Consider the following 22,571-nt stretch of genomic DNA (forward strand, 5'->3'; position numbering starts at 1 on the left):
GTAAAATTCTTAAAAGATGATGCGACTTCTTGGGATATATAAACATGAAATATGAAAACCTTTACTTTTTCAGGGAGGTGTAGTATACTATATTTGTTTCTGAGTGTTTCGTTTTTATTAAAAAAGAGACATAAATTACAAGAAGGAGCCGGTATGTTGAAAAGAATTTCAAGTGAAAAATTACCTCAAGCTGTAGGAAGTTATTCCCCAGCCACAGAAGTAGGCAATTTAATTTTTACTTCTGGGCAATTGCCTATCAATGGTAAAACAAATAAAATAGACTTTCCAGATAGTATAGAAGAGCAGACAAAGCAGTCGATGAATAATGTGAAATACATTTTAGAAGATAACAAGTCTTCATTAGAAAACATTGTAAAAACGACAGTTTATTTAAAAAACATCAAAGACTTTGCAAGCTTCGATCAAGTATATAAAAGCTACTTTACAGGAAGTTTTCCTTCCAGAACGGCGTTTGAAGTTGGAGAGTTGCCTATGGGCGCACTTATCGAGATTGAAGTGGTTGCTCAAAAGATAGGGTAAAATGTATAAGAGGCTGGAAAAGAAATAAAATCTTATCTGATTTTAACTAAAACTGCTCAATCACGACATTTTTGTACGTGGCTGAGCGTTTTTAATTTTTTTTATGGTCGTCTCTCCAAGAACAATGTAACAAAACATTATGATAACGTTTCATAAATATTAAGTAACATGTTAAAATATGACGAGAGATACCATTGTATTTGGAGAAACACCCCCAATGACTTATAATCAGGCAACACAACACAACACAACACAACACAACACAACACAACACAACAAACAGGCGGTAGATTCCCCTTCTTTTTCGTATGCACCAAAACGTTCCGGATGACTGGGACGTTTTTTGCCGTGCGCTAGCCTATCATGCACTAAAATGCATAAGAATATCATATTAACCCTTAGAACATAAAAAGAAAAGAGGAAGTGTGACATGCACTCAACAAACAGGAAAAAACTAGGAATCCTTTTAGCCATATTGTCGGTCCTGCTGCTCATCTCAGGCACCTTCGCATGGTTCTCCTTCACACAGAGGGCCATCAATGACCGCAGTGGCAATATTAACTTTGAAGAAGTCGGCCGCTTGCACGACTACTTTGACCGGGCCTCAGGCAACAAGGATGTCTTTGCGGAGAACTTTGGCGATGCGCCTATCTTGGTGCGCGTTAAGCTCCTCGAATACATGGAAATCAATGGCGAGTCCTTAGTCCAAGCTGACCCACAAGAGGTGGCAGAGGGCAACGCAGTCCAACCCATCAAGGAAGACACGGGCACATGGACCCCTTGGACACCGGAAGCCTCAGGCAACACAGTCGGCCAACGTGTCGGACCGGGTGCCGTCTTCAACGCCCGTGCCCGCTGGACCGTCGGTTGGAATCCCCGCGCAGCCACAGACGGCTCAGGTCAGCTGAATGCTCCTTACTTCATGCCGACCTTTAACCGTGCCCGCGATAACCACAAGACAGCTGCTGCAGGCGACGGACGTGACTGGACCCAGTCGGGAGAAGAGGCCGATACTTCAGCCAGTCCTGATGGAACCAATGCCGGAGCAGATGCCACAGGGGTCACTCATCCCGGAAACGGGACAGATGGCTACTGGACCAACGGCAGCACAGCTACTTCGATTTTAGGGACACCGCCCGATACAGAAGACGGGACACACACGGCTTGCCAGACCGTCATCCAAGACCAGCCGGTCATGTTGCTCAGCCAGTGGAATGCCCTGCCAGTGCAAGATCGTGTGGGGAACTTCTGGGTGGTGGATCCCCAGACAGGTTGGGCTTACTGGGCCAATCTGCTCTTCCCAGAGGAAGCGACCTCTTTCCTCCTCGATCAGGCTAATTTTTCTACGAGCGGGATTCGGGGAGATTATTATTACGGGATTAAGGCCGTTGCCAATATGGTCGCCAACACAGATGGTGATGTGTCTGCCCTTTGGGAGGAAGCCCCAGAAAACCACAGTGACCTTGCCAAGCAGTTAGTGGATGAAGTGCGTAATGGCTTACCTATCCTTGGTGAGATGGAGCCGGGACAGATTTTCTCTATGCGTGGCACGCAATACCGCTATCTTGAGAATAAGGGGGATGGAAATCATCTGGTCATGACAACAGCTCATCAAATTAATAGTGCATGGAATACCAATGCGGGTGTAGACAGCTATAATGGTTCAACTTTAGATAATAATATGAAAAACTGGCATGATAATCTGCCGAGTGTTGTTCGCCGTCAAGTTCAACCTGTGCAAAAAGAGTTTACAGGGACAGGACCAGATGCGATGATTAATGACTCTTCATGGATAACGCCCAACGGAAATTCTGTAAGTGCAGCCATACCAATTGTAGGAACACCTCGAGCCTTTATTTTAGACTTTGAACATCCAGCCTTTACGGCTGCTTTGAAAAATGACTTTGCGGAAGTTGACCCTAACGGCGAGAAGAAGGCCTTTGCCCTTTCTGTAGCAGAAGTCAATCATCTTTCGGGACCGGGGAAGGCTTTTCCAACCATGGCTTCAAGAAGCGCTCTCTGGCAGCTTCGTACACTATTCAGCTCCACTCATCCATGGGTTATAATACCTGGAGTAGGTGTAGCAGGTTCATTTATTATTGCTACTAATAGCCCTATTACGGATTCGGGAGTTTTACAAACAGCTAATCTCATCCTCCGCGACCAAGACGGTGCATGGACTTCCGGATTTTAGAGACTGTACACGAGAGAAGGCACCTCTAGCGTGAGAGTTTTCTGCCTAGCTTTAGGGGAGGCAGTACAAGCTCTTAGGACTTGTGAGATGTTTTTGGTTGAAAAACCGTAAAAATAAGAACCGCCGGACTTTAGAGTAAAGCTTCTTAGAATATAGCATTGCTGCCAGCTTTTATTTGGCCAGATAGGTCTTGCTTGAAACAAGGCCTTTTTTATCTCTATCATAAGTGCTTTTTAATTTATTCCTTCAAAAGATATAAAAAATAATTGAACAGGATTAGAATAAGACAAAAACCAGCGCGTAACTTTTAACAGGGGCTGTTCATAAATTATTTTATTCTACTTTGGTTAATTGTTATTGAGATGAAGTTATGTGTAAAAAGAGCAAATGGAAAACGCAGCGTCCGTCATTAGGTGTAATGATACGTTCAGTAAACTTTATTTGATGTAGAAGTAAAGATACTAAAAATGCTATAATAGAGGCATAATATATAGTTATTTCACAAAGAGCATTAAAAGATTATGAATATAAAGAAAGCTGCCGAGTTATCAGGTATTAAAGCAGATAACATCAGATATTATGAGAAAATTGGATTAATTCCAAAAATTGCGCGTAAAGAAAATGGTTTACGTCATTTTACAGACCGTGACATCCAAGCCTTACAGTTTGTGAAGCATATGCGTGATGCAGGGGTGAAAATAGAACCACTGACACGCTACATGAAATTAGTCATTGAAAATGGTGATGTTGAAATACGTAAAGAAATCCTCCGACAACAAGCGGCTCAACTTAAGCTGGAGATTGAGGAAAAACAGCGTGCGTACAACTATTTGATTTATAAATTGGAACATTATGATGAAGTCATGAACACAATTGAAGAAAATCTTGAAAATCAGGAGTTCTAGCGGTATCGCTAGAACTTTTTCGTTGCTGATAACCTTTTTCTTGACTTGGAGTTCACTTCAAGGTTTATAATGGATGTATAAATTAAGAAAAGGAGAATCAAATGTCTAACTCACTTAAAGATAAAGTTGTCATCATTACTGGAGCTTCAAGTGGAATTGGTGAGGCTACAGCGAAACTTCTTGCAGAAAAAGGAGCAAGTTTAGTACTTGCTGCACGACGTGAAGATCGTCTGGCAATGCTAAAAGAAAAACTGACAGGGCAAAGTGCTTCAGTTGACTACAAGGTTACCGATGTTACTTCTGCAGAGGAAAATGCTGCACTCGTTGCTTTTGCAAAAGAAAAGTACGGCAAGGTTGATGCGATTTTCCTCAATGCAGGTATCATGCCTAGTAGTCCACTTTCAGCACTTAAGGTCAACGAGTGGAACAGCATGGTCGACATCAATCTCAAAGGCGTACTCAATGGAATCGCAGCAGTTATGCCCGAGTTTGTCAAACAAAAATCAGGTCATATTATCACAACAAGTTCAGTGGCTGGTCTGAAAGCTTATCCTAATAGTGGTGTATACGGTGCAACAAAATGGGCAGTCCGTGAATTAATGGAGGTCTTGCGCATGGAATCAGCAATGGAAGGCACTAATATCCGTACGGCAACCATTTATCCAGCAGCAATCAACACGGAGCTGCTCAATACAATCACAGATAAAGAGACATCAGAGGGCATGGCTGCTCTGTATGAAAAGCACGGTATTAGCCCTGATGCAATTGCTCGTATCGTTGCTTTTGCACTTGAACAACCTGAAGATGTGAACATTAGTGAGTTTACAGTTGGACCAACAAGCCAACCTTGGTAAGGTGTCAGGAAAGAGACTATACACTATCCAACTTTAAGAAAATAGCTTAAGTCTCTAAAAAAGCATATATAAATCAGAAAGGGAGGCAGTCTGAAGTCGAGCGCTTTTTATTCGCCTCTCTTTTGCATTTGTTCAACGCTCAGTTACCGCTTATAGCTTTTTACAGAATAAAAAAGACCAGTAAATATCCTATTTACTGGCTTTATTTATCTAAACGACTTATACACGCTCAACGCCTGCAGGCAATTTTTTCAACGCCTTAGCTGAAGCCCATACAGTTTTGAGTTCACCGTTTTCAAGAATTTGAACTTTTTGAAGATTTGGTTTAACTACACGTTTAGTCTGGTTCATCGCATGTGAACGGTTATTACTTGATACAGTCTTACGACCAGTAAAATAACATTCTTTTGACATGATTTGATTCCTCCTTAAAAATTTCATGCTTTTTTTAAAGAGCATCTCTAAAAATTCAGATCTGAAATATAATTCTTACAGAAACCCTCAAAATAACATACCAGATTAGTATAACATTTTTTTATTAAAAAAATCAAGTTTTATTTCCAAATTTCGCTAATTTTTTTATATAATAGGAGGTATGGAAAATCTAATCGAGCAACTCACTGCAAAAAATAGCGAATATGTACACAGTGTCACAAAACAACTGATGCTTCTGGGAAAGTCAGATGAGGAAATTAAAGAAATCCTTAATGAAATCTTGCCCAAAATTATTGAAGGCCAAAAAGAAGGAATTCTTGCCCGTAAACTGTTGGGCGCGCCTGTAGAATTTGCAACACAATATAAAATTGAAGACAAGGCGGAGCATCAGGAAAAAGAGAAAAACGAATCTCCTTTCTTGATGTGGCTAGATAGTGCTCTCCTTTTCTTTGGAGTAATTTCAGTTGTGATGGGGCTTATGGGGCTCTTTCAACCTCAAGCCAGTGTCTATGGGGTTCTAACAACGCTTGCCTCATCTGCTTTGGCCGGTTTGGTGATGTACTGGATGTATAAGTACTTTTACAGTGCGCAAAGAGCACAGAAAAAAGGGAAGGGCTTTGCGATGCTTGCTTTGGCAATGGTGGCTTGGGCAGGTGTATCTGTTTTAGTCGCTTTACTCCCTAAGTCGATCAATATCGTTCTTACGCCTTATGTTACAATCGTTCTTGGAGCAGCTGTGATGGGAATTCGTTTTCTTATTCAACGCAGATTTAACGTTCAATCATCTATGGCACGCCCAACAAAATAAGCAGAGGAACCTCGCCGTGATGTGGCGAGTTTTTATATTTCAATAATGTAAGATATTTGCTTTCCTATCTGTGTTAGGATAAATTTAGAGTGAGGAGAGAACTTATGTCATTTAAATATGAAGGCTTGACTCAAGAAGAAGTCGAGAAACGTTTAGAAGCAGGACAAATCAACGTTGCAAAAAATGAAAGCAGCAAAACATATGGTCAAATTTTTGCCAGTAATTTGCTGACCTTTTTTAATACAATTAACATAGTTCTTTTTGTTTTAGTCCTTTCTGTAGGTTCTTATCGAAATGCGCTTTTTATCATTGTTGTTGCAGTCAATGCAGGGATTGGTCTTCATCAGGAAATCAAGGCTCGTCGCTTGTTGGATAAGCTTTCTCTGTTAAATACAAGCAAGGTAAAGCTTTTTCGTCAAGGGAAACAGATAGAGCTAAAACAAGAAGAATTGGTACTTGGTGACATTATCCTTCTGGGTTTGGGGGATCAAATTCCCTGTGACAGTCAGATTATAGAGGGACAGCTTGAAGTGAATGAGGCTTTACTAACGGGTGAGGCGGATGCTTTGACTAAAAAAGAAGGTGCGGAACTTTTTTCAGGAAGTTTTGTGACAAGTGGAACAGCGGTTGCACGTGTTATTCATGTGGGGAAAGACAACTATATTCATCAACTGTCTCATGAAGCAAAAAAAATAAAGAAGCAAAAGCGCATGTTGCGTGACAGTTTAGCCAAAGTAGTACGCATCGTTAGTTTTATCATGATACCTCTGGGGATTTTGCTTTACCTGAAGCTGTTTTATGTTGTGGGTACGGGGCATAAACAAGCTGTACTAGGAACAGTTGCCGCCTTAGAAGGCATGTTTCCACAGGGACTGATTCTTTTGACCAGCATGGCTTTGACTTTAGGAGTCATTAATTTAGTGAAACAAAAAGTACTGGTTCAGGAACTGCATACGATTGATGCACTGGCGCGTGTAGATGTTCTTTGCCTAGATAAAACGGGGACAATCACGACAGGTGAAATGCGGGTTGAGCATGTTGAGGGGCTGGCAGAACAGCCTATAGAATATCTGAATCCTGTTGTTGGAAATTTACTAGAAAATCTCCCAGATAAAAATGCTACAGCTCAGGCTTTGAGAAAACATTTCGCTCCCTCAAAGGAGCTTAAAGCCTTGCATGTCCTTCCTTTTTCATCGGAAAGGAAATACAGTGCTGTTGAGTTTACAGAGGCAACCTATTATCTGGGGGCCTGGCAATTTTTATTTCCTCAAGGAAATTCTCGTTTGCAAAGCGAGGCACAAAAATATGCCGAGAAAGGCTATCGTGTTTTGGCTTTGGCTCAGTCAAAAGAGCCAATAGAGACAAATTTCCTCCCAGAAGATTTGCATGCTCAAGCACTGATAGTCATTTCTGATATATTACGTGATGACGCCAAGCAGACGTTGGCGTATTTTAAAAAGCAAGGAGTAGAATGTAAAATCATTTCAGGTGATGATCCAGTAACGGTCTCTGCCATCGCTAAGTCAGTCTCTTTAGCGGATGCAGAGAAGTATGTTGATGTAAGCCAAGTGAAGACAGATGAAGAATTAGAATATGCAGTGGAGAACGCTCAGGTCTTTGGGCGCGTGTCGCCTCAGCAGAAGAAAAGAATGGTACAAATTCTTAAACAAAAAGGGCATACGGTAGCAATGACCGGTGACGGCGTTAACGACATTTTGGCTTTTAAGGAGGCGGATTGTTCAATTGCTATGTGTGAGGGAAGTGAAGCGGCTAAACAAACGGCTAATCTGATACTTATGGATAATAATTTTTCAGCCATGCCCTATATTGTCAACGAAGGACGGCGTGTGATTAATAACTTGACTCGGACGGGTTCTTTGTTAATGGTGCGCATGATGTTTTCAATTGCATTGACAGTTTTGACCTTGTTTGTGGGGAATATATATCCTTTTGAGCCTATCCAATTGACGGTTTTGACAGCCTTTTTTGTGGGTATTCCGTCATTTTTCCTTAGTTTTGAATCAGATTTTTCACAGGTACGCGGAAGTTTTTTACGACTTTTATTTGAACGCTCCTTTCCTGTTGGATTAAGTATCGCTGTTGGAGCAACACTTATTGGAGGAATTGGTGCTTCCATTGGGATTTCGCAGTCGGAACTTGCGATGATGACAGTACTCTTTTCTGCTTGGAATTATATTTTGATGCAGCATAGAATATTTTGGCCAATCAAACGCTATCGCTTATGGATTTTCACGCTTACACAGCTCTCTTTTTTGATTGCTCTCCTTGTAGGATCGGACTTTCTCAACTTGGCTTGGCCAAGTCTTGGGCATTTACTTCTACTTTTACCTTTTCTCCTTGTTGCACCGGTTGCCCAGTATCTGCTCTTGAAAAGTTCAAGCTTTATTTTTAAAAAGTTGTAATCAAGCTGAATTACAAATAAAAGGTCTAGAGAAGATAGGTCTAGCCTTTTTCTTTTATGCAATAAAGAGTTGAGGTGAAATGTGAATAAAAATATGCTATAATTATGCTGATTAACTATAGAAAAAAGTGAGGTGACTCATGAAAGGGATTATTTTAGCAGGCGGTTCGGGGACGCGCTTGTATCCATTGACGCGTGCAGCAAGTAAACAACTGATGCCCGTCTATGACAAACCAATGATTTATTATCCATTATCTACACTGATGCTGGCTGGAATCAAAGATATTTTGATTATCTCCACACCAGAAGATACACCGCGTTTCCAAGAACTCTTGCAAGATGGTTCTGAATTCGGTCTTAATCTACAGTATGCTGTTCAGCCAAGTCCAGATGGTTTGGCTCAAGCCTTCCTCATTGGTGAGGAATTTATTGGAGATGATTCTGTTGCTCTTATCTTGGGAGACAATATTTATCACGGACCAGGCATGTCTAAGCTGCTTCAAGCAGCTGCAGCTAAAGAAAAAGGAGCAACGGTGTTTGGCTATCAAGTGCCTGATCCAGAGCGTTTCGGTGTTGTAGAATTTGACAAAGACATGAATGCTGTTTCGATTGAAGAAAAGCCAGAAGTACCAAAATCTGACTACGCTGTAACAGGCCTCTACTTCTACGATAATGATGTCGTAGAGATTGCTAAAAGCATCAAGCCTTCACCACGTGGCGAGCTAGAAATTACAGATGTGAACAAAGCTTATCTCGAACGAGGGGATCTTTCTGTAGAACTTATGGGACGTGGTTTTGCATGGCTTGATACAGGTACGCACGAAAGCTTGCTCGAAGCAGCGCAATATATTGAAACAGTTCAACGTATGCAAAATGTCATGGTTGCCAACCTTGAAGAAATTGCATGGCGTATGGGCTACATTTCAGGAGAGGCTGTGCGTGAACTTGCACAACCTCTGAAGAAAAATGCATATGGCAAGTATTTGCTTAAATTGGTAGGTGATAAATAAAATGGCAGAGAACTTTTTCGGAAAAGAACTCGCAGCACGTAAAATCGATGCAATCCCAGGCATGTTAGAATTTGACATTCCTGTGCATGGGGATAATCGTGGCTGGTTTAAAGAAAACTTTCAAAAAGAAAAAATGTTGCCTCTAGGTTTCCCAGAAAAATTCTTCGCAGAAGGAAAATTACAAAATAATGTTTCTTTCTCACGTAAGAATGTCCTTCGTGGTTTGCACGCAGAACCTTGGGATAAGTATATATCTGTAGCAGATGGTGGACGTGTGTTGGGCTCATGGGTAGACCTTCGTGAAGGTGACAGCTTTGGGCATGTCTATCAAACGGTGATTGATGCCAGTAAGGGCATTTTTGTACCACGTGGCGTTGCTAATGGTTTCCAAGTTTTAAGTGACGCAGTTTCTTACTCTTATTTAGTGAATGACTACTGGGCTTTGGAACTTAAGCCAAAATATGCTTTTGTAAACTATGCGGATCCAACTCTAGGTATCGAGTGGGAAGACCTTGAGAACGCTGAAGTGAGTGAAGCGGATAAACATCATCCTATGCTTGCAGATGTAAAACCGTTGACAGCAGATTTACTCGGTTAGAGTGAGTGTCAAGCAGAGGTTTAGGAGTTTGATTGCTTGTGAAAAAGAGGAGGACAGAAAGTTCTTCTTTGGAAGGGATAAAAAGTGTTCTCTTGATAGAAAACATCTAACATTATCGTTTACAGCAAAACTTTATTAAATATAATTAGGGAAAAACAATGACTGAATTTAAAAACATCGTAGTCACTGGTGGTGCTGGATTCATCGGTTCAAATTTCGTACACTACGTTTATAACAATCATCCAGACGTACATATCACTGTTTTGGATAAATTAACCTATGCAGGAAATCGTGCCAATATCGACATGATTCTTGGAGATCGTGTCGAACTTGTAGTTGGCGACATCGCCGATCCAGAGATTGTGGATCAAGTTGCTTCTAAGGCAGATGCTATCGTGCATTATGCGGCAGAAAGCCATAATGATAACTCGCTTAAGTCACAAGATGAATTTATCCATACCAACTTTATCGGAACCTATACACTGATTCAAGCGGCACGTAAATACGATTTGCGTTTTCACCATGTGTCAACAGATGAAGTTTATGGTGATTTGCCTTACCGTGAAGATTTGCCAGGTCATGGAGAAGGAGAAGGTGAGAAATTCACCGATAAAACACCATACAATCCTTCAAGTCCTTATTCATCAACAAAAGCCGCATCTGATTTGATTGTTCGCGCTTGGGTACGTTCATTTGGATTGAAGGCTACAATTTCAAACTGTTCAAATAACTATGGGCCTTACCAACACATTGAAAAGTTCATTCCCCGCCAAATCACAAATATCTTGTCAGGCATCAAACCAAAACTTTATGGTGATGGTAAAAATGTGCGTGACTGGATTCACACAGAAGACCATTCTTCAGGCGTTTGGGCAATTTTGACTAAAGGGCGTATGGGTGAAACCTACCTTATCGGAGCTGATGGTGAGAGAAGCAATAAAGAAGTTTTGGAAGAAATCTTAACAGAAATGGGACAGGCACCTGACGCCTATGATCGTGTAACTGACCGTGCAGGTCATGATTTACGTTATGCTATTGACAACACAAAACTTCGCACAGAACTTGGTTGGGAACCTAAACATACTGACTTTGAATCAGGCTTAAAAGCCACAATTGATTGGTATACAGAAAACCAAGACTGGTGGAAGGCAGATAAAGCTGCAGTAGAAGCGAAATATGCTGAAAGCCAACAAGTTCTCTAAGATAAAGGAATAGATATGATTTTAATTACTGGTGGAAATGGCCAACTTGGTACAGAGCTGCGCCATCTTCTAGATGAACGTGATGTGAAATATGTTGCGGCAGATGTCAACGAGCTTGACATTACAGATAAAGCTGCAGTTGATGCTTTCTTTGATGAAAACAAGCCAGAATTGGTTTACCATTGTGCTGCATACACTGCTGTAGATAAAGCTGAGGATGAGAGCAAGGCACTGAATGAAAAAATCAATGTTGACGGTACACGTCATGTGGCTGAGGCAGCCGCTCGTGTTGGAGCGACACTTGTCTATGTTTCAACAGACTATGTCTTCAATGGTGATTTACCAGTTGGTCAAGAATGGGAGGTTGATGATCCAACTGATCCTCAATCGGAATATGGGCGTACGAAACGTTTAGGTGAACGCGCCGTGGAAGAATCTGGTGTGAAATTCTATACGATACGTACAGCTTGGGTTTTTGGTAACTATGGCCATAATTTCGTTTTCACAATGCAGAACTTGGCGAAAACACACGATACTTTGACAGTAGTAAACGATCAACATGGTCGTCCTACATGGACGCGTACTCTGGCAGAGTTTATGGTTTACTTGGTTGACAATGATGTCAACTTGGGTTACTACCACCTGACAAACGATGCCGCAGCAGGTGAGGATGTCACTTGGTTTGACTTTGCATCAGAAATCTTGAAGGATACAGATACAAAGGTAATACCTGTTGATTCAAGTGCTTTCCCAGCAAAAGCCAAACGTCCTTTTAATTCGACAATGAGCCTAGAGAAAACAAAAGCGACGGGCTTTGACATTCCAACATGGCAAGAAGCTTTAGCTCAGATGCTTGCGAAAGGTGATTTACGCCCAGATAAAACAGGTGTAAAAGGAGATATTAATAAGAAATAAAGCGCTATTCTGTCGGAAACGGCAGAATTCTCGTTTTGAGAGGCTATCAATATTATGATAAAACACATTTTTATCATAGGGAGTCGTGGACTTCCTGCAAAATATGGCGGTTTTGAAACTTTTGTGGAAGAGCTCGTCAAACATAAAAAAAATGAAAACATTAAATATCATGTAGCTTGTCAAAGCGAGAATTCGGATTTGACGAGTCTTTCTGATGGACATTTTGATTATTTAGGGGCCGATTGCTTTGTGATTGATGTGCCTAATATAGGTGCTGCTCGTGTTATTGCATATGATATTCTAGCTATAAGAAAATCTCTTGAAATCATTAAACAAGAGGGAATAGAAAAACCTATTTTCTACATTTTAGGTAACACTATTGGTGGAGTTATCGGAACTTATGCCAGAAAAATACATGGCATAGGCGGTAAGCTTTTTGTTAATCCAGATGGTCTTGAATGGCGCCGAACAAAGTGGTCTGCGCCGGTGCGTAAATATCTTAAATTTGCCGAGAGAAAAATGGTCCGTCATGCAGACTTGATTATTAGTGATAATCAAGGGATTCTTGACTATCTACGTGCAGAATATGGGCAAGTAAATAGTGATGTTATTGCTTATGGAACGGAAAAATTCAAATCAGATTTGACAGAATCTAAAACTCTGCTAAAATATGGGGTCAGTGATTATTATTTGATTGTGGGGCGCTTTGTGCCTGAAAATAATTACGAATTGCTGATTCGCAATTTTATGGAAAGTAAGACCACGCGAGATTTAGTCATTATTACGAATTACGAAGGAAATCCTTACTATGAGGAACTTCGTGCTCAAACGGGGTTTGACAAAGATCCGAGAATTAAATTCGTTGGCACTGTTTATGATCAAAATGAATTGCGTTATATTCGTGAGCAGGCCTTTGCTTATTTACATGGTCACGAAGTTGGTGGAACCAATCCAGGGCTTCTGGAAGCCATGTGGTCAACACCAGTAAATATCGTTCTTGGGGTGAATTTTAATCGAACAACTGCAGAGGATGCTGTCCTCTATTTTGACAAGGAAAATTTACTAACCGTTTTGTCAGAGGTTGAGCTGATGTCCTCTGAAGCGCGTCAACGTTTGAAATACAGAGCGAGATCCATTATTGAAGAAAAGTACACTTGGGATCACATTTGTGCCCAGTATGAAACTTTATTTATAAAATAAGTGACTGAAAGAGACCTTTCAACATGCCCAAAGTTAATATTTTAATGTCAACTTACAACGGTGAAAAGTTTGTTGCAGAGCAAATCGAAAGCATTCAAAAACAAACCTTTCAAGACTGGACGCTCATCATCCGTGACGATGGGTCAAGAGACACTACCGTTCAAATTATTGATCGTATTGCCAGTGAAGATAGCCGTATCCAAGTACTCAAAGCTCAAAATGTCGGTGTCATTCAATCCTTCTATGAATTGGTAAAAGCTGATACTGCAGATTTTTATTTTTTTGCTGATCAGGATGATTACTGGCTGCCTAACAAATTAGAAATTATTTTGCGAGAAGCAGAAAATCATGACAACAGTATACCGACCATGTATTACACCGACCTCAAAGTCGTCGACAAAGATTTGACGGTCTTATCAGAAAGCATGATTCGTAGTCAATCTGATCATGCGAATACACAATTGGTCCAGGAACTTACTGAGAACACGGTTACAGGTGGAGCCAGTATGATTAACCATGCTCTAGCAGAAGAGTGGAAAACTACCGATGATGTCATCATGCACGATTGGTATTTGGCGCTTCTTGTAACGGCTATTGGTAAACTGGTTTATATTGATCAACCAACTCATCTTTATCGTCAACATGATGCGAATGTTCTGGGTGCAAGGACATGGACGAAACGCATGAAAAAGTGGTTGCATCCTAATCTTTGGTTTGAAAAATATTGGTGGCTTATCGAATCAAGTCAAAAACAGGCACAGAAACTCTTAAAAGAGCAATTAGCCCATATGTCAGTACACAATAGAGAGCTAATCCAAGCTTACGTTAAATTATTGGACATGCCAAAAGAAAAGCGACGTCAAACGCTTTATCAATATGACATACGGAAAAACAAGGGATATCACACTAAAATTTTCCGTACACTCATCCTCACAAAATTTGCATACAAAGGAAAAAACAAATGAATTTCTTCAGCCGTAGAAATCAAATTCTACTCAAAGAACTGATTAAAACCGACTTTAAACTGCGCTATCAAGGAAGTGCTATTGGTTACTTATGGTCTATACTCAAACCTGTCATGCTCTTTTTGATTATGTATTTAGTCTTCGTGCGTTTTATGCGTTTTGGGGAAGGGACCCCTCATTTTGCAGTAGCACTGCTTTTGGGGATTACAATCTGGAGTTTCTTTGGTGAAACAACGGGGGTGGGAATGCTTTCCATCGTTAGTCGTGGTGACATGCTCAGGAAAGTCAACTTTTCAAAATCTGTTATCGTTTTTTCAGTAGTAATAAATGCTTTCATTAATTTAATGATTTCACTTGCTGTGGTTACCATATTTGCTTTGATTAATGGTGTACAGATGTCATGGACAGTCATTTTTGTTGTACCTCTTTTATTTCAGCTTGTACTCTTTACCACAGGGATTTCCTTTATGCTTTCGACATTCTTTGTCTATTTTAGAGATTTAGGACCCATCTGGGAAGTCATCATGCAAGCTGGTTTTTATGGTACACCAATTATTTATCCTATTACACAAATTTCAACGAATCATCTGGATGTGGCAAAGATTCAAATGCTCAACCCAATGGCACAAATTATTCAAGACATGCGCTATGTCTTGACCTTTAGTAACAATACGAATCCTACCTTGTGGCAACTATGGGATAATCCCCTAGTAATTGCCATTCCCTATGTTCTTTCTGTACTTATCTTTGGCTTAGGATTATGGGTATTTAATAAAAACGCCAATAAATTTGCAGAAATAGTTTAAGGAGGAAAAAATGTCAGAAGTAGCAGTAAAAATAGATCATGTAAGTAAATACTTCCGCCTCCCAACAGAAGCAAGTACGAGTCTCCGTACCACCTTGGTGAACCGTATGCGAGGCATTAAGGGTTACAAAGAACAGCACGTGCTTAAAGACATCGACTTTACCGTCGAAAAAGGCGACTTTTTTGGCATTGTTGGTCGTAATGGTTCGGGAAAATCGACGCTTTTAAAAATCATTTCCCAAATATACACCCCAGAGAAAGGGAGTGTAACTGTTAATGGAAAACTGGTCAGTTTTATAGAGCTGGGTGTTGGTTTTAATCCTGAACTTACGGGTAAAGAAAATGTTTATCTGAACGGTGCAATGCTTGGCTTTTCAACAGAAGAAATCGACCATATGTACGATGATATTGTTGAATTTTCAGAACTTCATGAGTTCATGAATCAAAAGCTAAAGAACTATTCGAGTGGGATGCAGGTACGTTTGGCTTTTTCAGTTGCTATAAAAGCTAAAGGTGATGTCCTTGTTCTTGATGAAGTCCTTGCTGTTGGTGACGAGGCTTTTCAACGCAAATGTAACGACTATTTCTTGGAGCGTAAAGCCTCAGGAAAGACAACAATTTTAGTGACACATGATATGAATGCTGTTCAGAAATATTGTAACAAAGCCATTTATATTAAAGAAGGTGTTGTTGAAAAAGGAAATATCCAAGACATTACCAATAAATATTCTGAAGATAATCTCGCAAGAAATAACTTGAAGGGTGGCGATGTAGAAGAAGCGGCCGCAAAAATTACAATTGAACCCACCTCAGCCCTCTCCCTTTCAAAACCGGATGAGTTTTTTACAGCAAATTTAAATGTTGACCTTTACGATAAAACCCTTGATAGGTCGGACCTATTTATTTCCTATAGTCTTCATGATGTGACACGTGGCGGCATTGTTTATGACAGTGGTTCGTTACCCATTCATACTGTAAATACTATTGAAATCCCAATGAGGAACTTCCACAATACAGAGTTTGGTTTAGTGGCAACGATACGGATGAAGCAACGCGTAGCAGAGGATGGTTTTATTGAAACTGAACTTCTCACTGCTTCACCAATGCTCAGTTTTGTTTACAGAGATTCTTCAGACAAGCGAACTTACGGACTTTTAAAAGAAATCAAATGATACCAAAAAAGAAAATCAAACTTTATTCATGGAAAGCTCCAGGCGGAAAACCAAATTTTGGTGACGAACTTGGTCCTGAAATTATCCAAAATTTATTCTCCTACATTGAAATCGTCTACGAATCAGATATTAAGAAGGCTGATATGATTTCTGTGGGCAGTCTGCTACACATTTTGCTTGATTTAGAGCACAACCGCCCAACAAAAAAAATGCACATTTGGGGAAGTGGTACAATCTATCCGCTTCAAGCAAGAGTAGGCTCCATCAAGGAAACCTATCCTTTGCATGAGTTTTCATCGCTAAATTTTTCAAAGTTAAAATTTCATGCAGTACGCGGTAAGTTGACACAACAGGACTTGAAGCTTCCACCACTTCCTCTAGGCGATCCGGGAATTCTTGTAAATAAAGTGTATGAAGAAAGCCAGGTCAAGGAAGATAAAATAGGTATCATCCCTCACTTCGAGGAAGCTGATCAACCACTCATTAAAAAGTTAGCAGCAGACTCAAGATTTAAAATTATTGATGTTTTGCGGGCACCGCAAGCCGTCATTACCGATATTACATCGTGTAAGCTTATTTTTTCCTCGTCTCTTCACGGTTTGATCGTGGCGGATAGTTTTGGTATTCCCAACCTCCACATGAATCTATCAGATCGACTTGTCGGAGGAGACTTTAAGTTTGAAGATTACTACTCAGGAATAGGAAAGCAGCATCAATTGGCAAATCTAAACAGAATTTTAAGTCAAGAATATCACGCGCAGCTTATTGAAGAATATCAGCCTATTACTGACCTTGAAGGAAAACAAGAAGCCTTATTAAAAGCTTTTCCATACAGAAGAATAAACTATATCTACTCATTGCTCGCCAAGCTGAAAAAAAGGTTATAAGGAGAAAAAATGAACATAGCTAAAAATAAAAAATTAAAACTCCCAGCAGAAAAATTCTTTATCATAGTTGTGCTCATTTTTGGTGTATTGGTTACCTTTCTTACTCCGCCGCTGTCAACAGGAGATGAAGGCTATCATCTTAGTTATGCCTATAGTCAGTTTTCATCTACTCATCCCGAAGTGATGTCTAAGCCAAGCCTCCGTGTGATGGAGAATGAGGCTATTGGAGGGGTTACAGGAAGTACAGCAGATATCAGCATCAAGGATACCATTTTCAAAAAAGTTGACTTGGGGAATGACGGTATTCGTTTTAATTTAACGAGTAATGGGAATAGCTTTGTTCCTATCAATCTTATGCACCTTCCAGCTTCGGTAGGTGTACTCATTGCGCGATTGATTTATCCGAGTATCGGAGTGATGGATTATGGGGGCAGATTGGCTAATCTTCTCTTTTTCGCCCTCTGTTTTTATTTTATCATCCAAAAAAGTAAGCAAGGGAAATGGCTTATGGTCATGCTTTTCACGGTTCCTTACCTTATGAAAATTGCCAGCCCAAGCTATGATATCTTTAGCTTTATCGTCTTTGCGATGTTTGCGCTCAATTTCTTAGAATTGACTCAAATCAAGAGCTTCAAAGAATTAAGCAGAAAACAGCGTCTTTATACCTTAACCACAATTTTGCTCCTCTTTTTCGCAAAGAAGAATTATGTTTTCTCACTTTTTGCTCTAGTCGGTCTCCCCATGTTTTACAGACCTATAGTTGCATACCTCAAAAAGATGAAGAGCGCAACAAAATGGGTTTCGTCCTTTATAGTTACTCTCTTGATTGTTGGGACTCTTGTCGTTTTTAATGAAAAATTTGGCTTAGTTCATTTTACAAAAGTCTTTTTTAATAACTATCTCAACTTTGCAACAATGGGAACCAATGCGCGCAGAATGTGGATGATTACCCCAATGAATCTTCCAGACTTTTTCAACATTATCTGGATTCTTTTATTCTGTTGGGTAGCCATGGGAGAGTTTAGACAGGTTTATTCCAAATGGACGACTTGGGTTTCTGGTATGACTTATTTCATCAACTGGGTAGGGATATTTGCAGGAATCTATATTGGACAGAGGACGCTTTCGGCATTTGATGAACTCTCTGGTCGTTATCTGCAGCCCTTTATCATTTTTTTCCTCCCAGCCCTACAGAATTTGGGAGCAAAATATAACATCAAACTTTCAGAAAAAACAGTTGCCAACATTTCCAAAGTTTCTACGATTACGATAATGATTCTTTACCTCCTTATCGTCTTCTACCGAGGCTTTATTCTCAGAGTAAAACCAACAGGAGTTGTCTAAAGAAAGAGTATACCTATGAATGATAAGATTTCAGTTGTAGTCACTTGCTATAATCATGAAAAATATATTGAACAGTGCATAAGAAGTATCTTTGAGCAAACTCATCAAAATATTGAACTTATTATTTTTAATGACGGTTCAACAGATCATTCTGGAGAAATTATTTCTTCACTGCTTCCAGAATCCCCCTTTCCAGAAACGCGCTATTTTTCAGGTGAAAATCAAGGCGTAGTAAAAATAAGAAATGCTGCTCTGGATAGGATTACTGGTGATTATCTCTTATTTGTCGACAGTGATAACTTTTTAAACAAAGACCATATCGAAATCTTGCTCAGAGGGGCAAAAAAACATGGTGATGTAGACATCGCCTACTGTCAACTCTGGGATTTTGAAAAAAAGAGAAATATTTTGCATGAAAACCTAGACTTTTCTCTCAATGATGAATTGGTGCAAAATGTTATTGACATGTCTTCCTTAGTAAAAACTCAGGCGATTGGAAATGCGAGATTTGATGAGAATTTGCGAAGTTTAGAAGATTATGATTTTTGGCTCAACCTCTTTCTCAACAACGGTGCAAGTGCTTATTTTGTGAGAGAAACTAAGTTAAACTATCGCGTACTGGAAGCTTCACGGAGCCAAAGGGATGATTTGGACAGGTATTTTGATGATTATCTTTATATTTTAAATAAATATAAAGATGTCCTTGGAGACAGGTACGCACAGGCAATCAAGCAAAACCTCATAGTTAGTGCGAGCAACTATAGAGAGATGGCAGAGGTTGCGGATGAACGTCTTGCATTAATAAGGCGCTTGGAGCAAGAACTCCAACGTAAAGAATGGGAGATAGAGAGCAAAGAGGTACATATACAAAACATCACCCAGTCAAAAAGTTACAGACTGGGAAGTGCTATCGTGAAAAATATTAAGCGTGTCTCTCATGTTTTACGTCATCCAAACTTGTGGCTAAAAATGCCCAAGAGGATTTTTAAAGCCCTAGGGTTAAAATTCCACCCAGTTCTCAAAATCAAAAAAGAAATACTAAGTCTTTTACGCAATAAATCACGCAAAAACAACAACTATCACAATCCTAAGCGTGTCCTTGTTTACGTCATTTATTCAAACGGTAAAAAGCTTCAGGAGTACAAGCTGATTTTTCTTGAGGCTCTGGCTAGACTGTCGCATAAAATCGTCATTGTTGTCAATGGTTCTCTCGTCCTAGAAGACCAAAAGATCTTGGAGGGCTTTGGAGAAGTAATTCTCCGGCCAAATGAGGGATATGACACAGCAGCATTTAGACAGGGCATTTTGGAGCTAGAAAAAACCGTTCTTTCACAATACGATGAACTGCTACTTGTTAATGACACAAATGTTGGGCCCTTTATGGACTTGGAAATAACCTTTAGGGAAATGGCTGAGCGTAAATTGGACTTCTGGGGTATCTCCTATGGCGAACCCCAAGAAGATTTTACGGGTTATAACAAATATAAAACCATTCCAGTTCATCTCCAATCGTATTTCCTCGTTATTGAAAAAAGTATGTTCACTTACCCAGGTTTCATAAAATACTGGAAAAATATGGACGATACAAATTCGAGAAATAAAGCGATTGGTAAACATGAAACTGTGTTTACAAAACATTTTGAAGATTTAGGGTTTAAGCATGGTGCAGTAAGTAACAACAATGGTGACAGTGCGATGTATATGCATCCACTTGTCATGCTGAAAGATTTCAAAGTTCCTTTAGTAAAATACACAGCATTTTCAAATTACGATAACGACAAGTTTGCCTGGCAAGGCATAACAAGAGAAACAGAAGTTCCTGCCTTAATTGATTATATAAAGTCAAGTACTTCCTATCCCTCAGAAGTTATTGATGGGATAATGGAGGATATCAAGAATACAAAACCCAAAGAGCATATCCTGATTATTGATGGTGTTGAAAATGCTATTCCACAGTGTACACGCTATCGTGTTGAAAATAAAGCTGCACAGTTAAAATCGCTTGGCTTTGACGTGTGGGTAGTAAATGCTTCAAGCTTTAAGATGGGTTATGCAGAAAATGCAAGCCATATCATTATCTATCGTACGGGTTACTCAGAAGAACTAGAAAAGTTATGTCAGCTTGCTAAAAAGTATAATAAGCCTGTTTATTATGATATTGATGACCTTGTTATTGATACAAAATACACCGACTTGCTGACTTATACGCAAGAACTCTCTGATTTAGAGAAACACGCGTATGACAGTGGCGTTCACTCTTATGGGAGGATGATGGCGCTGTGTGATAGCGTGATAACAACGACTCGTGATCTTAAAGAGGAGCTGAAAAACTACAGTTCAAATGTATTATTAAATAGAAACCTTGCCAGCGAAGAACTGGTGAGCCTCAGTCAAAAAGCACTCAAAGATTATTCAAAAGAAGACGCAAAAGTTAAAATAGGATACTTCTCCGGTTCAATCACACACAATGAAAATTTTGAAATGATTAAACCAGCGATTGTTCAAATTTTAGAAAAATATCCCAATGTAGAACTTCACTTGGTCGGTTATATCGATCTCCCACAGGACTTGCAAAAATTTTCAAGACAAATCAAAATGAATGATTATGTAGATTGGAAAGAGCTGCCGAAACTTATTAGTCAAGTGGATATTAACTTGGCTCCTCTAGTGGATAATGTGTTCAATCGGGCAAAATCAGAAATCAAGTGGCTGGAAGCTGCTCTTGTAAAGATTCCAACCCTAGCAAGTAATTTAGGATCTTTTGAAGAAATGATTGAAGACGGAAGAACGGGTCTCTTGGCTCAACCAAATGAATGGTATGAAAAACTAGCAGCACTTATCGAAAGTCCAGAAAAAAGAAAAGCAATTGCCGAAAATGCCTATGATTTTGTTTTAGAACATTGCACAGCTAAAGATCATACAGATGAATTTACCAAGAGTATAAGCGAATAATGTTTGGGGCAGGGAAGACTTAATTTAAGTGCTTTTCAATCAATTTTTCTTACAGAGCCTGTCTTGCTGAATGAGAGGCTGACCATGATTGCATTTCGAATAACGAGGAAAGAACAATGAAAAATATTTTATTCGTTTCTCCAACAGGTACCTTTGATAATGGAGCAGAAATCTCAATTTTTTATCTGATGACTGCGTTAGTTAAACGTGGGAACAAAGTGATAAATGTTGCACCAGGTTATCAAGGGGAGGATAAAACAAGTTACCAAAACAAATTTAAGGCTTCGGGTATCGATACCTATATTCTTCCAGCAGGAAAATGGTGGTGGGAAGATGCACCAGGAGGGCTTCCAGAAGATGCTAAGGTTCGTGCCTTTTATTATCGCGAAAACATTGCGCAAATCAGACAACTGATTCAGGAAAACAGCATAGATTTAGTGGTTACTAATACGGTGAATATGTTTCAAGGCGCGCTTGCTGCTGCGTGTGAGTCAATTCCTCATTTTTGGTTAATCCATGAGTTTCCAGAAAATGAGTTTGCTTATTATCTTGATAAGATAGATTTTATAGCAGAGTATTCGAAAGAAATCTACAGTGTGACAGGGCTTCTGAATCAAAAACTGAATCTTCTCTTTGGAGAAAAAGACATTAAGCAGTTCATTCCTTATAGCGAAGTGGATGCCTCGCCATTAAAAAAAGGAGAAAATATTCGTTTTGTGTCAGTAGGGCGTTTGACCGAACGTAAAAATCAATTGGAACTTTTAAAAGCTTATCACCAGTCTGGAAAAACGGATGTTGATCTTGTTTTAATCGGTGCCGGAGATGAAGACTACAAAATCAAGTGCTTAAATTATATTAAGAAATATAATTTGAAAAATGTGAAGTTGACCGGTCATCTGGATAATCCCTGGGAAGAACTTACAGATAAGGATATTTTTGTCAGCAGTTCGGCTATGGAGACCTTTGGTTTGGTTTATATTGAAGCTCTACTCAAGGGACTTCCTGTTATCATATCGGACAACCCGGGTTACGCGTCTGCATACAAGATTTTTCAAGAAGGAGAGATGTATCCTTTAGGAGATATTGAAGCCTTATCTGAAAAAATGAGCTTGAGCCTAGAAACTTTTACAGAGCAAAAGCAAAACAGCATCAATAAAATTTCGGAAGTACGAGAGAAATATTCTATAGAGTTTGTTTATAAAACGTTTATTGAAGAAGCTGAAAAAGTCCAAGGCAGTGAGAAGAAAGCCGTGCGACATATAGAAAATCTACTCACAGTGAATGCAGACAGTTCAAGTTCGTTTAAGTCTGAAATAAAGAGAACGGTTAAAAGAGTGCTCTTGAAATTTAAGAAACGATAAAT

Annotated in this window: 19 protein-coding genes; 18 read left to right on the forward strand and 1 reads right to left on the reverse strand. The window is 39.6% G+C overall.

All coding sequences use genetic code 11. From position 1 onward, the window contains the following. Positions 1-153: 153 nt before the first annotated feature. The 4 genes from ACGHCK_RS02865 (at position 154) to ACGHCK_RS02880 (ending at position 4,493) form a co-directional block, all read left to right on the forward strand. Positions 154-540 carry a RidA family protein gene (locus ACGHCK_RS02865; protein ID WP_251420358.1) on the forward strand — a complete coding sequence of 129 codons (387 nt, stop codon included), beginning with the start codon at positions 154-156 and terminating at the stop codon, positions 538-540. Between the two features lie 430 nt (positions 541-970). After that, a complete protein-coding gene (locus tag ACGHCK_RS02870) occupies positions 971-2,734 on the forward strand; it encodes a hypothetical protein (RefSeq protein ID WP_251420354.1) in 1,764 nt (587 codons plus the stop codon). Positions 2,735-3,255: 521 nt separating this feature from the next. Continuing rightward, entirely contained in the window at positions 3,256-3,639 is a 384-nt protein-coding gene (locus ACGHCK_RS02875; protein WP_251420352.1) for a MerR family transcriptional regulator, read from the forward strand. A gap of 101 nt (positions 3,640-3,740) precedes the next feature. Next, positions 3,741-4,493 carry an SDR family oxidoreductase gene (locus ACGHCK_RS02880; protein WP_271327885.1) on the forward strand — a complete coding sequence of 251 codons (753 nt, stop codon included), beginning with the start codon at positions 3,741-3,743 and terminating at the stop codon, positions 4,491-4,493. 219 nt (positions 4,494-4,712) lie between these two features. On the opposite strand, the gene rpmB is transcribed toward ACGHCK_RS02880, so the two are convergent. Next, the gene (gene rpmB, locus ACGHCK_RS02885; RefSeq protein WP_003133678.1) at positions 4,713-4,907 is read right to left on the reverse strand and encodes a 50S ribosomal protein L28; all 195 of its coding nucleotides are present in this window, start codon (positions 4,905-4,907) and stop codon (positions 4,713-4,715) included. Between the two features lie 181 nt (positions 4,908-5,088). On the opposite strand from rpmB, the gene ACGHCK_RS02890 reads away from it, so the two are divergent. From ACGHCK_RS02890 to ACGHCK_RS02955, 14 genes are all read left to right on the forward strand, one after another. Then, a complete protein-coding gene (locus ACGHCK_RS02890; protein ID WP_202229652.1) occupies positions 5,089-5,736 on the forward strand; it encodes a DUF1129 domain-containing protein in 648 nt (215 codons plus the stop codon). 104 nt (positions 5,737-5,840) lie between these two features. After that, a complete protein-coding gene (locus ACGHCK_RS02895; protein WP_251420350.1) occupies positions 5,841-8,159 on the forward strand; it encodes an HAD-IC family P-type ATPase in 2,319 nt (772 codons plus the stop codon). A gap of 139 nt (positions 8,160-8,298) precedes the next feature. Next, positions 8,299-9,168, forward strand: a complete 870-nt coding sequence (gene rfbA / locus ACGHCK_RS02900) for a glucose-1-phosphate thymidylyltransferase RfbA (protein WP_251420349.1) — start codon at positions 8,299-8,301, stop codon at positions 9,166-9,168. Position 9,169: 1 nt separating this feature from the next. After that, entirely contained in the window at positions 9,170-9,766 is a 597-nt protein-coding gene (locus ACGHCK_RS02905) for a dTDP-4-dehydrorhamnose 3,5-epimerase family protein (protein ID WP_251420346.1), read from the forward strand. A gap of 158 nt (positions 9,767-9,924) precedes the next feature. Further along, positions 9,925-10,968 (forward strand): dTDP-glucose 4,6-dehydratase, encoded by a 1,044-nt coding sequence (gene rfbB / locus ACGHCK_RS02910; protein WP_251420343.1) that lies wholly within the window; start codon positions 9,925-9,927, stop codon positions 10,966-10,968. A gap of 15 nt (positions 10,969-10,983) precedes the next feature. Further along, positions 10,984-11,883 carry a dTDP-4-dehydrorhamnose reductase gene (rfbD, locus tag ACGHCK_RS02915; protein WP_251420340.1) on the forward strand — a complete coding sequence of 300 codons (900 nt, stop codon included), beginning with the start codon at positions 10,984-10,986 and terminating at the stop codon, positions 11,881-11,883. Positions 11,884-11,937: 54 nt separating this feature from the next. After that, positions 11,938-13,083 carry a beta 1-4 rhamnosyltransferase Cps2T gene (gene cps2T, locus ACGHCK_RS02920; RefSeq protein ID WP_251420337.1) on the forward strand — a complete coding sequence of 382 codons (1,146 nt, stop codon included), beginning with the start codon at positions 11,938-11,940 and terminating at the stop codon, positions 13,081-13,083. A 23-nt stretch (positions 13,084-13,106) separates the two neighbouring features. Then, positions 13,107-14,048, forward strand: coding sequence for a glycosyltransferase family 2 protein (locus tag ACGHCK_RS02925; RefSeq protein ID WP_271327886.1), 942 nt, complete (start codon positions 13,107-13,109; stop codon positions 14,046-14,048). After that, the gene (locus tag ACGHCK_RS02930) at positions 14,045-14,854 is read left to right on the forward strand and encodes an ABC transporter permease (protein ID WP_202229668.1); all 810 of its coding nucleotides are present in this window, start codon (positions 14,045-14,047) and stop codon (positions 14,852-14,854) included. The genes ACGHCK_RS02925 and ACGHCK_RS02930 overlap by 4 nt, the downstream gene beginning before the upstream one ends. Before the next feature lie 10 nt (positions 14,855-14,864). Continuing rightward, a complete protein-coding gene (locus tag ACGHCK_RS02935) occupies positions 14,865-16,025 on the forward strand; it encodes an ABC transporter ATP-binding protein (protein ID WP_202229670.1) in 1,161 nt (386 codons plus the stop codon). Next, positions 16,022-16,912, forward strand: a complete 891-nt coding sequence (locus ACGHCK_RS02940) for a polysaccharide pyruvyl transferase family protein (RefSeq protein ID WP_251420332.1) — start codon at positions 16,022-16,024, stop codon at positions 16,910-16,912. Before ACGHCK_RS02935 ends, ACGHCK_RS02940 begins: the two co-directional genes overlap by 4 nt. 9 nt (positions 16,913-16,921) lie before the next feature. Further along, complete coding sequence (locus tag ACGHCK_RS02945; RefSeq protein ID WP_271327887.1) at positions 16,922-18,256, forward strand: DUF2142 domain-containing protein; 1,335 nt, start codon at positions 16,922-16,924, stop codon at positions 18,254-18,256. A gap of 15 nt (positions 18,257-18,271) precedes the next feature. Beyond that, on the forward strand, positions 18,272-21,208 hold the full coding sequence (locus ACGHCK_RS02950) for a rhamnan synthesis F family protein (protein WP_271327888.1): 2,937 nt from the start codon (positions 18,272-18,274) through the stop codon (positions 21,206-21,208). Positions 21,209-21,324: 116 nt separating this feature from the next. Further along, the gene (locus ACGHCK_RS02955; RefSeq protein ID WP_251420324.1) at positions 21,325-22,569 is read left to right on the forward strand and encodes a glycosyltransferase family 4 protein; all 1,245 of its coding nucleotides are present in this window, start codon (positions 21,325-21,327) and stop codon (positions 22,567-22,569) included. The last annotated feature ends 2 nt before the right edge of the window (positions 22,570-22,571 follow it).

Origin of the sequence: Lactococcus muris, from assembly GCF_042849115.1 — a bacterium.
Classification (GTDB): Bacteria; Bacillota; Bacilli; order Lactobacillales; family Streptococcaceae; genus Lactococcus; species Lactococcus muris.

Coding starts and splice junctions, on each gene's coding strand:
- ACGHCK_RS02905 (WP_251420346.1), top strand. CDS start 9,170: ATGGCAGAGAACTTTTTCGGAAAAGAACTCGCAGCACGTAAAATCGAT.
- rfbD (WP_251420340.1), top strand. CDS start 10,984: ATGATTTTAATTACTGGTGGAAATGGCCAACTTGGTACAGAGCTGCGC.
- ACGHCK_RS02890 (WP_202229652.1), top strand. CDS start 5,089: ATGGAAAATCTAATCGAGCAACTCACTGCAAAAAATAGCGAATATGTA.
- ACGHCK_RS02950 (WP_271327888.1), top strand. CDS start 18,272: ATGAATGATAAGATTTCAGTTGTAGTCACTTGCTATAATCATGAAAAA.
- ACGHCK_RS02870 (WP_251420354.1), top strand. CDS start 971: ATGCACTCAACAAACAGGAAAAAACTAGGAATCCTTTTAGCCATATTG.
- ACGHCK_RS02940 (WP_251420332.1), top strand. CDS start 16,022: ATGATACCAAAAAAGAAAATCAAACTTTATTCATGGAAAGCTCCAGGC.
- ACGHCK_RS02955 (WP_251420324.1), top strand. CDS start 21,325: ATGAAAAATATTTTATTCGTTTCTCCAACAGGTACCTTTGATAATGGA.
- rfbB (WP_251420343.1), top strand. CDS start 9,925: ATGACTGAATTTAAAAACATCGTAGTCACTGGTGGTGCTGGATTCATC.
- rfbA (WP_251420349.1), top strand. CDS start 8,299: ATGAAAGGGATTATTTTAGCAGGCGGTTCGGGGACGCGCTTGTATCCA.
- ACGHCK_RS02865 (WP_251420358.1), top strand. CDS start 154: ATGTTGAAAAGAATTTCAAGTGAAAAATTACCTCAAGCTGTAGGAAGT.
- ACGHCK_RS02930 (WP_202229668.1), top strand. CDS start 14,045: ATGAATTTCTTCAGCCGTAGAAATCAAATTCTACTCAAAGAACTGATT.
- ACGHCK_RS02895 (WP_251420350.1), top strand. CDS start 5,841: ATGTCATTTAAATATGAAGGCTTGACTCAAGAAGAAGTCGAGAAACGT.
- ACGHCK_RS02925 (WP_271327886.1), top strand. CDS start 13,107: ATGCCCAAAGTTAATATTTTAATGTCAACTTACAACGGTGAAAAGTTT.
- ACGHCK_RS02945 (WP_271327887.1), top strand. CDS start 16,922: ATGAACATAGCTAAAAATAAAAAATTAAAACTCCCAGCAGAAAAATTC.
- ACGHCK_RS02935 (WP_202229670.1), top strand. CDS start 14,865: ATGTCAGAAGTAGCAGTAAAAATAGATCATGTAAGTAAATACTTCCGC.
- ACGHCK_RS02875 (WP_251420352.1), top strand. CDS start 3,256: ATGAATATAAAGAAAGCTGCCGAGTTATCAGGTATTAAAGCAGATAAC.
- rpmB (WP_003133678.1), bottom strand. CDS start 4,907: ATGTCAAAAGAATGTTATTTTACTGGTCGTAAGACTGTATCAAGTAAT.
- ACGHCK_RS02880 (WP_271327885.1), top strand. CDS start 3,741: ATGTCTAACTCACTTAAAGATAAAGTTGTCATCATTACTGGAGCTTCA.
- cps2T (WP_251420337.1), top strand. CDS start 11,938: ATGATAAAACACATTTTTATCATAGGGAGTCGTGGACTTCCTGCAAAA.